The 14405-nt window shown below is 53.0% G+C and carries 11 protein-coding genes; all 11 read left to right on the top strand.

Annotated features, from left to right (window positions below; genetic code table 11):
- A partial coding sequence (locus HN413_13205) for a hypothetical protein (GenBank protein ID MBT3391353.1) occupies positions 1-1932 on the top strand: 1932 nt, incomplete at its 5' end.
- A gap of 118 nt (positions 1933-2050) precedes the next feature.
- Positions 2051-2476 carry an Rrf2 family transcriptional regulator gene (locus HN413_13200; protein MBT3391352.1) on the top strand — a complete coding sequence of 142 codons (426 nt, stop codon included), beginning with the start codon at positions 2051-2053 and terminating at the stop codon, positions 2474-2476.
- Between the two features lie 87 nt (positions 2477-2563).
- Positions 2564-4981, top strand: coding sequence for a universal stress protein (locus HN413_13195; protein MBT3391351.1), 2418 nt, complete (start codon positions 2564-2566; stop codon positions 4979-4981).
- Positions 4982-5156: 175 nt separating this feature from the next.
- Entirely contained in the window at positions 5157-5885 is a 729-nt protein-coding gene (locus HN413_13190) for a FadR family transcriptional regulator (protein ID MBT3391350.1), read from the top strand.
- Positions 5886-5968: 83 nt separating this feature from the next.
- Positions 5969-7183 carry a citrate lyase acyl carrier protein gene (gene citD / locus HN413_13185; protein MBT3391349.1) on the top strand — a complete coding sequence of 405 codons (1215 nt, stop codon included), beginning with the start codon at positions 5969-5971 and terminating at the stop codon, positions 7181-7183.
- Between the two features lie 78 nt (positions 7184-7261).
- Positions 7262-8821, top strand: coding sequence for a citrate lyase subunit alpha (citF, locus tag HN413_13180; protein MBT3391348.1), 1560 nt, complete (start codon positions 7262-7264; stop codon positions 8819-8821).
- Between the two features lie 113 nt (positions 8822-8934).
- Positions 8935-10125, top strand: coding sequence for an isocitrate/isopropylmalate dehydrogenase family protein (locus tag HN413_13175; GenBank protein MBT3391347.1), 1191 nt, complete (start codon positions 8935-8937; stop codon positions 10123-10125).
- A 39-nt stretch (positions 10126-10164) separates the two neighbouring features.
- Positions 10165-10773, top strand: coding sequence for an HDIG domain-containing protein (locus HN413_13170; protein MBT3391346.1), 609 nt, complete (start codon positions 10165-10167; stop codon positions 10771-10773).
- Positions 10774-10914: 141 nt separating this feature from the next.
- Positions 10915-12168 carry a 3-isopropylmalate dehydratase large subunit gene (locus HN413_13165; GenBank protein ID MBT3391345.1) on the top strand — a complete coding sequence of 418 codons (1254 nt, stop codon included), beginning with the start codon at positions 10915-10917 and terminating at the stop codon, positions 12166-12168.
- A gap of 107 nt (positions 12169-12275) precedes the next feature.
- Entirely contained in the window at positions 12276-12782 is a 507-nt protein-coding gene (locus tag HN413_13160; GenBank protein ID MBT3391344.1) for a 3-isopropylmalate dehydratase, read from the top strand.
- 64 nt (positions 12783-12846) lie between these two features.
- The coding region (locus HN413_13155; protein MBT3391343.1) for a hypothetical protein at positions 12847-14405 on the top strand (1559 nt) is incomplete at its 3' end.

Genomic DNA, 14405 nt, shown 5'->3' with positions numbered 1-14405 from the left:
TTCTTTTTTAGCCATACCATCATCATCGACCACGGCCTGGATTATTTCAGCCGCAACCTGGATTTCTGGTGGCATGTGGGCTGGGTGCCGGTAGTCACCATTCCCTATGTCTGGTACGTGGTCATGCTGTGGTATGCTGGATTTTGGAACGCGCCCAGCACGCGTTTATACCGCCGTCACTGGCCCTGGTTTGTGGCTTCAACGGTACTGGCTGTTGTAGTAATTTCCTTTCTTTTCTTCGCCAATCCGCTGCCCTCCTTTGCCCAGTTCCCGCAGCTCGATCTTGCTGCCGCCCCCGCGGTCCGCGGTATACCTCTCTTGGTGCTGGCCTATCTTTTCTATATCTTGCTCAATTTACTGCTTTCATCGGATGTTTTGCGTCACCCCGGGCCGCCGTCCCGCGTAATGGGGGACACAGCCCGACGGCGCGCCCGACCCTGGTTGCAGGCTGCCACCCTCGCCCAAATTCTGGTCTCCCTGTTGGTAGGCTGGGTTATGCTCTGGGCGGTGCAAAATCTCGACGGGCAGAGTTTCAGCCAACAAACTACAGAAATCATTGCCAGGTTTGATCTGCTGATTGCATCCCTGATTGCCCTGTCGGTGGTGCTCATGGGGCAGGCTGTGGCGGCCTACGAAATTTTCACCGGGAAGACACTGCCGCGCCGCGGCCTGAGGCGCTATTGGCATCGGGCAATAATTCTGGCGGCTGGCTATGCCGGGCTGATAGCCGCGGGTACGGCCCTTTTTTCGCGGCCGGTGTACAGTGTGTTGCTCAGCGCCCTGGTGATTGTGGTCTTTTTCGCCTTGCTCAGTTGGCGCACCTTCCAGGAGCGCGAGCTGTATACGAGTAGCTTGCGGGCTTTTGTCTCTGGCCCTGGCGTTTTCGAGCAATTATTGGCGCATTCGCCGCAGGATGCCGACATTGCTACGCCTTTCGTTGCGCTGTGCCGGGATATGCTCGGCGCGGAAAAAGTTTATTTGGATGCGGTTGGGCCGATGGCCTCCTTAACACCGGATCCGATGATTTATCCTGCGAATGCGGATATGGGAGAAATCCCCGATGTTGAAGAGATTTTCGCATCCCCTGAGTTGATCGGTGTGCCCCTGGAGCGCGCCACGGACGCGGCGTGGGCGTGGGCTGTGCCCCTGTGGAGTGCGCGCGGCCTGATGGGAATCCTGTATTTGGGGGCCAGGCGCGATGGAGGTTTTTACACCCAGGAGGAAATCGACATCGCCCGCACGATTAGCGAACGTCTGCTCGATACGCGCGCCAGCGCCGAACTAGCCCGCCGCCTGATGGCCCTCCAGCGCCAGCAAATGGTTGAAGGCCAGGTGTTGGACCGCCGCACACGCCGCGCTCTGCACGATGATGTGTTGCCGCAATTACACGCCGCCATGCTCGCGCTCACCAGTGATGATGCCAGAGTTGTGGATACGCTTAGCGATTTGCACCACCAAATCGCAGATCTGCTGCGCAAAACACCCGAATTCATCGCTCCGCAAGTGATTCAGGTTGGACTGGTAGCGGCCTTGCAGCATTCTTTGGATAGCGAGCTTGGGGGCGCATTTGACGCCATCGAATGGCAGATCAGCCCCGAAGCCGAAACTAGCAGCCGCACCTTGTCGCCGCTCTCCGCTGAAGTGATCTTCTACGCCGCCCGCGAAGCCATCCGCAATGCCGCCCACCACGGACGCTTTTCGGATCGGCAGCTTGAGTTGCGCATTATCATTGAATGGGCAAATGGTTTGAAGATCGTGATTGAAGATAATGGCACGGGCATGGATGGCGATTCTCGCTCCGCAGGCAGCGGGCAGGGTTTGAACCTGCACGCCACAATGCTGGCTGTCATCGGCGGCGCATTGACTGTGGAAAGTCGAAACGGGGAATATACGCGGGTGTTGTTATCGCTTCCCGGAGAAGTAGAGGGCTAAAAGCGCCCGGTTTGAAATTAGTGCCATTTTTCACATAATATGTATGATATTTGGTATTGAGTGGGACGCACAAATTGTTTACATTTTTGGTAAACAATTTGTGCGTTAAATTAACCAAATGTCTATATTTCACATCAATCGCAAAACAGACTACGCCGTGCGAGTAATTCTATCGCTGGCTCGGCGCCCGTATGGTGCGCGCCTTTCTGCCAGGTTCATCCAGGAAGAGACTCAGGTTCCTCAGGCGTTTCTGAAGCGCATCATTGCCCTGCTATCCCAGGAAAATTTGATTGAGTCATTCCCGGGTCCAAAGGGCGGGTTGCAGTTGGCGCGTTTGGCTGAAGAAATAACTTTGCGTGATATTGTTGAAGTTATGGAAGGCCCTGTTCTACTCTCGGATTGTCTCAAGGAAAAAGAGGCCTGCCCGTTGGCGGAATCTTGCCCGGTTCGCAATCGGTGGGGCGGGTTGCAAGCGACGATTGTAAAGGAACTCGCTCAGACAACGATGGCCCAGTTAGCAAGTGAGGCGCCGTTGGGTGCCTGATCCTGAAATTCTGCGCTATCTGTTGAAACGCAAAAATTTTCCGGGTGCGTGTTTTTTTTAAATTATTCCTTAGGAGGAACTCATCTAATGGCAGGTAATGTTTCACATAAACTTACGAACTCATTTGAAGGCGCATTGGCCGGTGGTGGTGATCCCGCTACCTCGCCGTTATACGTCTTCGGCCCCTTCTTGCGGTTGATTTTTACTATGGGTGCTGGGGTCGCGGCGATTACTTTTGGCGCATCAATTTGGTTGGTTGTTGTCACTATCGCCGTTGTTTCAACCATGTACCGCTTGGTGATGGTATGGGTCAGTGATGGCAGTGGGGGGAGCGGCCTCAGTGAAGAAGAATTTGGCGGGTGGGCCGTAAAAATCAATGCCGCGATCACCGTGATTGAATACACACTCACTTTTCTGGTTAGTATGGCCGCCATGGTCACATTTATTGCCGATCGCGCCCCGGTGTTGAATGAAACGATTCTTGGAATTCAGTATCGTGCACTTGTGGCAATTGCGCTCAGCGTGGTCACTGGCTGGTTAGTCAACCGTGGACCAAAAACAGCCGCGCGCGCTTTTGGCCCGGCAACCGCTGCTGTTTTGTTGCTGCTTTACACTATGATTGGTGCAACGATCTGGAAATATGGCTTTCATTTGCCGGATTTCCAATTTCAGGCCTTTACTGGGGAATATTTACATATTACCTTTGGTGGTTTCACGCGTATGCTTGCGGTGATGACCGGGATCGAAGTGTTTGCCAATCTCGTCGCTGCTTATGATGGTTCTTCTGAGGTGCGCGGCCGTAAGGCATTTGGCAGCTTGCTCATCATTATGGGAACCACATCTCTGACGATGCTCATTGTTGGTCCTGCAATTAGGGATTTGTCGAATCCGAATTTGCACGAAGTTTCCGTGTTTACGCAAACCATGGATACGCTATTGCCCGCGCCGCTGCCCTATATTGGCACGCTGATTGGTATTGCGGTGCTGCTTTCGGCCTCTGCCGCGGCATCACAAGGTATTCAAAACCTGTTCCTGGGTTTGAAAGATCGGCGTTATATCCCGGCTTTGCTGGGGCAGCGCAATCGGTTTGATGTGGCCGATAAACCGGTTTGGCTGCAAGTCGCGCTGGTTTCGGTAATCTTCCTTTTGGCTGGCACCAATGAAGAAACCTATCTGGCACTTTATGCTGCGGGTGTATTTATTTTGCTCAGTATGACAGGTTGGGCGGCTTCAAAGCGCCTGGGGCGCGAACTTAAGGAAAAATTCTCAGGCGGGCATTTGGCTACTTTGATTGGCACAATTTTGGCTTCGATCCTGACAACTGGAGCCACAATTGTGATTTTCATGGAGCGTTTCAACGAAGGCGCCTGGATGTACTTCATCCTTGTGCCGTTGCTCTATGCCGGGTTTACCTATGTTCGCAACCGCCTGGGTGCGCCCAGCGAATTGCAAGAGCGTTTGGGTCAGTTGGAAGAAGCCATGCAAGGCGGCTTCGGCTTTGGTCAGGTGATTGGTGCGGGCGACGAAGTGGCGGTTGCGGCAGCTACGTCGGAAAAAGTTCAGGCACTGCCGGCCCGTCCCTGGCAAAAGCAGGTTTCACCGCCTACCCACGTTCTTGTTCCATTGGATGGCTCTGCATTTGCTGAGCAAGCGCTGACGGCAGCTAAAACCCTTGCCAAAGCCTATCAGGCCAAACTTACGCTGGCGACTGTGGTTCCGGCTCAGGGTTGGTTTAAGTCCTTACCAATGACCGACGAAGATAAGCAACAGCTTGATAAAAGTTTGCAAGGCAAAATAGCCTATCTGGATGACATCGCTGAAAAGCTGGGCTCCGAAGGCGTGGATGTTCAGACTAAGCTCCGGGCGGGTACGGTTGCAGAGACATTAAACAGTCTCGCGCTGGAAGAAGGCATTGATCTGGCGGTTATCACCACACATGGCCGCTCAGGCTTTGGCCGCTGGCTGACGGGTAGTATCGCTAATCGCATCATCCAGTTGATGACTTGCCCGATGCTGGTTGTCCGCCCGGTGGAAGAAGCCAAAGTGATCGTACCCACGTTCAAGCGCATCCTGGTTACATTGGATGGTTCAGAGTTTGCTGAACGTGTATTACCCTTCGTGAAAGCCAGTACGCCTTTTGGCAGCGAAGTTATTTTGCTAGGCATCCCGGAAATTCCGGAAGCTGAAGAGTTTGGTGCGGTTGTCGAAGAGATTCAGGCTCTGCGCCATGAAGCGGAAGTGAAGTCTCGCAGTTATCTGGAAGGCGTGGCGGCTTCGCTTAAATCGGATGGTGTACCTGCTCGGGTACTGGTTACGGGCTCTCGCCCCGCGGAAACGATTGTCTCCGTGATGGATAGTGAAGACGTTGACGTGTTGATGATGGCAACCCACGGGCGCGGCGGTCTTGATCGCCTGTTCATGGGCAGCACGGCTGAACGCATCATTCAGCATACCGAGCGCCCGGTATTCTTACTCCCCATCCACGAGCGCCGAGCTGCGACGTAACGACTAACTGAAAGTAAAAGACCTCCGAGGTTTCAAAAAACTCGGAGGTCTTTTTTGGGGGAGATGTTTGGGGGTGAAATCTGCTTCGGGAGCACAAACCAACTTTGAACCTTGTGTGAACGTTCCCCCTGGGGTAAAATTTCATCACTTCATCAGACGAACAGACTAAACCCCTATGTTGCCTGATTTCCCTACTTTCCACCCCATAGAATCCAAAAGCCTGGCCGAAGCGGTCGCCGAGCAATTGATGGCGTTAATCGCCAAAGGCCAGCTCAAACCGGGCGACCGCCTGCCCACCGAACCCGAATTGATGAATCAATTTGGCGTGGGCCGCTCGACGTTGCGCGAAGCCGTCAAATCGCTGGTAGTGGCTGGTCTGCTGGAAACGCGCCGCAGTGCGGGAACGTTTGTCAGCGAGTCGTATACGGATTATTTGAGCCAAAGCCTGAACTGGGGCATGGTATTCAGCAAACAGGAGTTGCGGCATATTATTGATGTGCGTTGCGCGCTTGAAGAGCAAGCCGCCGCGTTGGCCGCCGAGTTTGCTACGGATGAGCAGAAAGCGCATTTGGCTGAGTTAGTAGATGCCATCAGCGCGCAAGGCATCGGGCCAGAGCAGGCCGTTGAGAACGATATTGGTTTTCATATCGCCATTGCCGAAGCCTCCAACAATCCTTTGCTGCTCAATCTGATTTTAAATTTACGGCAGGTGCTGCACGGCTATATCAAGGCCGGATACCAGCGCCGCGGCTATGCGGATCAAGTCAATGCCCAGGAGATGGCCGATCTGCACCGTCCGATCTTGCAGGCCATTCAGGCTGGTCAGCCCGCAGCCGCCAAGCGGGCTATGCACACTCATTTCCAGAACACCACCGGCTGGCAGTTGGCCCAGGCTGAAGAATAGAAACAAGATTTCCGAGGTTTTCGCGTAGTACTTCAAACGAAGCGAAGAAGTAAAACCTCGGAAGTCTGAACTCGGAGGATGCTTTGAACAAAACAGGCACAGCAGGCAACCAGGGCGCGGATATTCGCTCGGATTGTCACGTCACCCTGGAACTCACTTCAAGCGGGGGTATTCAAATTGACCTGACCAGCAAGATCGGGGTTTTATTTGGCGAGTCGATCAACACACTGACGCACGACATTCTGGCACATTTTGGCATCGAAAACGCTCATATCACCATTGCAGATCGTGGCGCGCTGGATTTCGTGCTGGCAGCGCGCATCGAAGCCGCGGTACATCAGGTTATTGAAACCGATAAAGAATTTTGGCCGGAGTTGCTACCCCAGAATCAATACACCACGGCCAAGGATCGTTATCGTCGTTCGCGGCTGTATCTGCCTGGCAACACGCCCAAGCTGGCGCTCAACGCCGGGATTCATACCCCCGATGGCATCATTCTCGATCTGGAAGATTCGGTTGCCCCGGATAAAAAAGAAGAAGCGCGTTATTTAGTGCGTAACGCTCTGCGTCAGGTGGATTTTTATGGGGCGGAACGCATGGTGCGGATTAATCAATTGCCTATGGGCCTGCGGGACCTGGAATTTGTGGTGCCGCATTACCCGAACCTGATCCTGCTCCCGAAGTGTGAATCCGCCGAGCAGGTCGAGCAAGTGGATACTCGCATTAAAGAGCTTGCTGTCCAATATGGCATAGATCAGCCCATTTACATCATGCCGATCATCGAGAGCGCGCTGGGCGTGGTCAAAGCCTACGAGATTGCCTCAGCCGCCGAGAGTGTCGTTTCATTGGCCATCGGCCTTGAAGATTACACTGCCGATTTAGGCGCGCCGCGCACCAACGAAGGCCGCGAAACTTTCTACGCGCGCAGCACGCTGGTCAATGCTGCACGGGCTGCTGGTATCCAACCGATTGATTCGGTTTTCTCGGATGTCTCGGATATGGAAGCCTTGCGAGCTGTGGTGCTGGAGTCGAAATCGCTGGGCTTTGACGGTATGGGCTGCATTCATCCCCGTCAGATTAAGGTCATTCATGAGGCTTTCGCGCCCACCCCGAGCGAGATCGAGAAAGCCCAAGAGATCGTCCATGCTTTTGACGAGGCCACCCGCCTCGGGCTGGGCGTCGTCTCGCTGGGTTCAAAAATGATCGACCCGCCCGTGGTCAAACGCGCCCAACGCACGATTGATCTCGCCATCTGCTCCGGTAAATTATCCGCAGATTGGAAGGAAGTAAACGCTTAAACCACAAAGACACGAAGGCCACAAAGAAAAACTTTGTGTTCTTTGTGTCTTCGTGGTGAATGGCTTTAGGAAACTATTATGACCAAAGAATTTGTCAAAAACGCCGTGGGACGCATGATCCCCACCGAAATTAACGGCCAGGCGGTGATCCCGTTTCAGGGGCCGCATGGCTACAAAACCAGCGGGCGCAAATATGGCCCACCGCTCCGTACCTGCGCCGACTACCCAGCCGATGGCGACAAGCGCGTCCCCGATTTGAAGGCCGCGCTCATCAAGGCTGGGCTGAAAGATGGCATGACCATTTCGACGCACCACCATTTCCGCAACGGCGATTTGATTGCCAATCAGATTTTCAACATCGCCGCCGAGTTGGGCGTTAAGGATTTGATCTGGTTCCCGTCGGCATCGTTCCCCTGCCACGAGCCGCTGATCGAGCGCCTTGAAGATGGGACCATCCATCATATTGAGGGCAGCATGAACGGCCCGCTGGGGCGTTACGCATCGGAAGGCAAAATGCGCGGCGCGGGTGTACTGCGCTCACACGGCGGGCGTTATCAGGCCGTGCAGGATGGCGAAGTGGTGATTGATATTGCCGTCATCGCCGCACCGACCGCCGACCCCTTTGGTAACGCCAACGGTCTAACCGGCCCATCTGCCTGCGGATTGCTGGGCTTTGCTCTAGCCGATTCGGAATACGCCCATAATGTGATCGTTGTCACCGACAATCTAGTGCCGTTCCCGTGCATCCCCTGGCAGATTCAGGGCAATAACGTGGATATTGTCGTCGAGATGGAGCAGATTGGCATCCCGGAGAAGATTGTCTCCGGCACAACGCAGATCACCAAAAGCCCCGACCGGCTCTTTATTGCCGAGCTGACGGCTAAATTCTGCGACGCGGCCGGTATCATCAAGGATGGTTTTTCGTTTCAGGCCGGGGCGGGGGGCACGGCCCTTTCGATTGGCAACTACTTTGGGGAGATTATGCGGGAGAAAGGCATCAAGGCCAGATTCGCCCGCGGCGGCAGTAACCAGTACCTTGTCAAAATGATGGAAGAAGGGCTGGTGGAAACTATCCTCGACGGGCAGACCTTCGATCTTGAAGGTGTGCGCTCGATGCGCGAAAATTTCAACCATGTCAACACCAGCCCCTTCACCAGCTACAACTATCACGGCAAGGGCAACTTTGCTTCCATACTGGATGTGGTCATCTTGGGCGCCACCGAAGTGGACGTGAATTTCAACGGTAACGTGGTCACGCATTCCGACGGGCTGCTGCTACACGGTATCGGCGGCTGGCAGAACTGCCTGTTTGGCAAGACGGTTATTTTGCCGATCCCGCTTTTCCGCGACCGCATCCCGGTGATTCGCGATGAAGTTACTACGATCTGCGGGCCGGGTGAGCTGATTGATGTCATCGTCACCGAGCGCGGTATTGCCATCAATCCGCTGCGCACGGATTTGATTGAAGCCACCAAAGATTCGGGACTGCCAATTAAGACGATCCAAGAATTGAAAGAAGAAGGCGAACGTATTTGCGGTGTGCCGCAGACGATTGAATTTGAAGACAAGATCATCGCCGCCATCAAGTGGGTGGATGGCACGGTGATTGATGTAGTACGACAGGTGAAAACAAATTAACGCAAAGACGCGAAGCTGCCAAGCCGCAAAGGGAAATTATAAAAAATCTTTGCGGCTTTGTTCCCTTGCGACTTTGCGTTAAAAATCATGGAATTTTAGGAGAAATTCGAACTATGTCCAAACGAACCATTATCTCAATGCCCGGTGACGGGATTGGCAACGCCGTTTTGCCGGAAGCGATCCGCGTGCTGGATGCCGCCGGTTTCCAAGCCAATTATGTCCATGCCGATATTGGCTGGGAATTCTGGCGCTCGGAGGGCAATCCGTTGCCCCAGCGCACGATTGATCTGCTTGAGAAGCACAAAATTGGCCTGTTTGGGGCGATCACATCCAAGCCCAAGTCTGATGCGGATGCGGAACTCGCGCCTGAACTGCGCGATAAGGGTCTGGTTTATTACAGCCCCATTGTTGCCCTGCGCCAGCACTTCAATCTGGATATTTGCGCCCGCCCGTGCCAGACTTTTACGGGCAACCCGCTAAACTTCATTCGCCGCAGCGCGGATGGCGGCGTGGAAGAGCCGGTTGTGGATACCGTTATTTTCCGCCAGAACACCGAGGGCTTGTACGGCGGCGTCGAGTGGAGCAATCCCCCCGATCAGGTTTACGAGGCCCTGATGACGCATCCTAAATTCGCCAAGAACTTCGGTAATGCGCCGCGTGCAGAACTATCCGTTTCGACACGCATTTTTACCCGCAAGGCCACTGAGCGCATTTTGCGGGCCGCTTTTGAATATGCCAAAAAATTTGGCTACAAATCGGTCACGGTTTGCGAAAAACCCAATGTGATTCGCGAGACCTCCGGCATGATGCTGGCGTTGGGCAAAGAAATTGCCAAAGAATATCCCGGCATCTCCCTATGGGATACGAATATCGATGCGCAGATGATGTGGCTGACCAAGAACCCCGAGGATTACGGCGTGATCGTGGCCGGTAACATGTTCGGCGACATCATATCGGATGGCTTCGCCGGTTTGGTGGGCGGTTTAGGTTTTGCGTGCAGCGCCAATGTCGGCGCCGACGTGGCTGTTTTTGAACCGACGCACGGTTCTGCCCCCAAATATGCCGATTACGAAACTTCCATCGTCAACCCGATTGCGATGATTCTCTCGGCTTGCATGATGCTTGACCACATCGGCGAAATTGAAATCGCAGCCAAAATCCGTAAAGCCGTTGCCGAAGTTGTTGAGGAAGGTAACGTCCGCACCTACGATATGATGAAAATGCGCGGCAAGCCCAATGTTGTTGAGAACGGTGCCGCCTCCACCAGCCAAATGGCAGATGCGATTATTGCGAAGCTAAAATAGAAACGCAAAGTCGCGAAGATGCAGAGACACAAAGAAAAAATGCCCCGCGTCTTTGCATCTTCGCGCCCTTGCGTTAAGTTTTTATGCAGTAGAAAGGTATCTATGGATATTAACGAACTCTGGCCTGAGCTGGCCTGGATTGAAGACCTCGACCTGCGGGCGACGACCACCAAAACTTGGGAATTGGCCCTCGAACGCAGCGTTTTGACCCCCGAGGACTTGCAGCGCATTCCCTTCACCCTGCTGGCCGGGCCGGATCTAAAAGTCAGCTTTATGGCGCATAAACGCGCTGTGGTGCATGTCGCTAAAGAGAGCGCCCTCAAGATGATTGAATTCTTTGGCGACGAGTTGCCCATCAACATGGATGTCGTCATTGCCGGGGCGATCCTGGCCGACGTTGGCAAGTTGCTGGAATACGAACTCGACAAGAATGGCAAATCCTTCCAGGGCGTGTATGGCAAATATCTGCGGCATCCCTTCTCCGGGGTCTCACTGGCCGAAGAGTGCGGCGTGTCCGCCGAAGTTTGCCACATCATTGCTGCCCACGCCGCCGAGGGCGATCTGGTCAAACGCAGCACCGAAGCCTACATCGTCCATCACGCCGACTTTATGACCTTCTTACCTTTTAAGAGCCGTTTGGTCGTCTAAAACTCATTTCCGCGAGGTTGCAAAGAGCAAAGCCCTTTTTGCTAATCTTCGAGACTTCGTGTCTTCGTGGTAAAAAATAACCACCAAGGCACGAACACACTAACTTATTTGTTTTCTTCGCACCTTATTGAAGGAATCGCTATGGCACAAACATTTGCCGAAAAAATCCTTGCCAAAAAAGCCGGGCTATCACACACTGTCCCTGGTCAGATTGTTAATATCACACCCGATGTGGCGCTCTCACACGATAACACTGCCCCCATCTACGGCATTTTTAAAGAGATGGGCGGCCAGCGCGTTTTCGATCCCAAGATGCACGCTATCTTCATTGATCACGCTGCTCCCGCGCCGACCACCAAACACGCTGAAAATCACCGCATCATCCGCGAGTTTGTCGCGGAACAGGGCATCGAGAACTTCTACGATGTAGGGCGCGGCATCTGCCATCAGGTGCTCGTAGAGGAGGGGCTGGCCCTGCCCGGTGAAGTCGTCCTCGGTTCCGATTCGCACAGCCCCCACGCCGGGGTCATGGGCGCTTTCGGGGCGGGCATTGGCCGCTCGGAGATGGCTTCCATCTGGGCGGTTGGCTCACTCTGGTTGCGCGTCCCTGAGAGCATGAAAATCGCCGTGGACGGCCAGTTCCAGGCCGGTGTGACCGCCAAAGATTTAGCGATCAAAGTCATCGGCGACCTCGGCGCGGACGGCGCGCTGTATATGTCGGTTGAGTGGCACGGCGCAGCCATCCGCTCGCTGGATATTTCCCAGCGTTCGATTTTGCCCAATATGATGGCGGAAATGGGCGCCAAAAACAGCGTGATCCCGCCCGATGATGTGACTCTCGCTTATTTAGCAGAACGCGCCAGACGGGAGTTTGAGTTGGTCCTGCCTGACGAGGATGCCACCTACGCCCAGAGTTACACCTACCGGGCCGAAGACCTGGAACCGATGATCGCCTGCCCACACACCGTCGATAATGCCCAGCCGCTTTCCAAAGTCGCCGGGATGCGCGTGCATCAGGCCTTTTTGGGAACCTGCACCAATGGCCGCCTGGAAGATTTAGCTGCCGCTGCCGCCGTGCTCAAAGGCCGTAAAACCGCTCCCGGGACGCGCTTGCTGGTCATCCCGGCCTCCTCGCAAGTTTATCTGGATGCGCTCAAAGCCGGGTACATCGAAACTTTGCTCGAAGCGGGCGCGGCCATCGAAAGCCCCGGTTGCGGGCCGTGCATGGGCAATCACATGGGAGTCCCCGCGGTGGGAGAAGTCAGCATCAGCACATCCAACCGCAACTTCCGCGGCCGTATGGGCACGAAAGAATCCGACATTTACCTTGCCAGCCCGGCGGTTGTAGCCGCTTCGGCGGTGGCGGGTGAGATTACACATCCGAAGGATTTATGAAACCATTGAGGGTTGCAGGTTGCACGTTTAAGGTTTAAAGTTAGTTGTGCTAGGGATAACCTTCGACCTTAAACTTTCAACCGATAAACCAGATTGTGAGAAAGCAAATGAACAAACTAATTAAAGGTCGTGTCTGGAAATACGGCGACAACGTTAACACCGATGTGATCTTTCCGGGCAAGTATACCTATACCGTTAGCGACCCCAAAGAGATGCCTCAATACGCCCTGGAAGATTTGGATCCCAACTTTGCCAAAGGCATGCAGCCCGGTGACATCATTATTGGCGGGACGAATTGGGGCTGTGGATCATCACGTGAGCAGGCTGTTGTGTGTTTGAGCGAAGCGAATTTAGGCGCGATTGTTGCCAATTCATTCGCCCGCATTTACTACCGCAACTGCCTGAACAATGCCCTGCCCGCACTGACCTGCCCCGAGGCGGTGGATGCCATCGAAAATGGCGAAACCATCGAAATTGACCTGGCCGCCGGAAAAATTCGCTGCGCTGCCGGGGCATTCACCTTCCCACCGTTGCCCGAAGCCGTGATGGAAATCTTCAACGCTGGCGGGTTGATTGAGTATACACGCCAGAAATTAGAGAAAGTACGTGTATGATTTACATAAATCGAATTACTTCAGTTGAATATCTTATTAATCTTTTAGATAAGGTGTAGTCATTGTGAACCGCCCCTCGCGTAATTGGTCTTTCATTGATGTCACTCTCCCTTGGCTGATACTTGGTGTTTTGGTAGTTTTTGTCTATGTGATGTTTTTCCAAACACCCTATATTGGGTTCGATTTTAATCCGTCAAATGCAGAGATCATTGAACTATTTATTCAAGCGCAAGAGGGAGATGGTCTTGCTGTAGGCGATCAGCTCACCCAGGTTGGCCAACTCTCTTGGAGCGCCTATCGAGAAAATCCCTATTTGCCATTATTTAATAATACTCAAACTTTTGATGAAATTACTTTAGTTGTGCAGCGGGACGATCAGGAGAAATTGATCTTATGGAGACTCCCAGGGCCTACCTATCTGGAAATCATCAATCGATTATTTAATATTTGGTGGTTAGGTTTTATTTTCTGGATGATTGGAACCATTTCGGTGCTATTGATTCGCCCCCGAGACACTCGTTGGTGGTTATTCATTGGTTTTAACTATCTAACAGCAATCTGGTTGGTCGTCGGCAATTGGTCTCGTTGGCAGGTATGGGGAGGGGCAGTATTCTTTGCATCCGTTCTGTGGTTGTGTGTCCCCGTGTATTTACACCTGCACTGGATGTTTCCGAAGCCGCTTTGGCAAATGCCACGCTGGCTGATTCGGGGGGTTTATGGTATCAGCATCTTCCTTGCCATCGCAGAATGGTTTCTGCTCTTGCCACGGGGCACGTATTATTTTGGCTTTCTATTGGCTACTGTTGGGATTGTAGTTTTACTATTTTTGCACTACCTGACTCAACCAGAGTTCCGGCGTGATGTTGGTCTTCTATTTGTTGCTTTTATCGGGGCGATCTCCCCATCTATTATCTTAGGTATAGTGCAGTTATTTGGTGTTGTTCCCAGAATTGGAGGTGGAAGTTTACTTGCACTGCCGATTCTTCCTGTGGCATATTTTTATGCTATCTATCGACGCCGTTTTTGGGGGATAGAGGCACGCGCGAATCGACTTATTGCCGCCTACGTTTTTTTTATTCTGTTAGGAATTTTTGTTGTACTAACAAGTTTGGTAATGGGTTGGCTTTTTTCATTTGATAACTTGACGAGTTCGGGCTTGATAATCGCTTTATTTTCTTCGGTTTTGACAGCGATTGGATACCCCTGGTTTATACGCTGGTTTGAATTTTACTTGTTGGGAATAAAACTGCCGTCAGAGCAACTTGTCGAGAGCTACGCCAACCGGATTACGGTTAGTTTGACAGAGAAAAGCCTGGTCCAATTGGTTCGAGGTGAACTGCTCCCCAGCTTGATGATACGTCAATCTGCGTTGCTGCGCGTGGAGAGTGGAAATGAAGTGAGAGCAATTTATACGGATAATGTAGAAAAGAACCAACTACCAGGATATGGTGAAGCTTTGAAATTGATAGAGTTTGGGAATCGTTATCTCTATCCTTTAGCCAACGAATATTTATCGTGGGTGCGTCTAAGTTTGCCATTGCGTGTAGATGGAAATGTGCGTGGACTGTGGTTATTGGGCCGTCGTGATCCCGATGATTATTACAGTCAAACCGAGGTTGATGT

Source organism: Chloroflexota bacterium (genome assembly GCA_018648225.1).
Taxonomy (GTDB): domain Bacteria; phylum Chloroflexota; class Anaerolineae; order Anaerolineales; family UBA11858; genus NIOZ-UU35.
The sequence above is the reverse complement of the archived record's forward strand: the minus strand, read 5'-3'. Positions and strand labels throughout refer to the sequence as shown.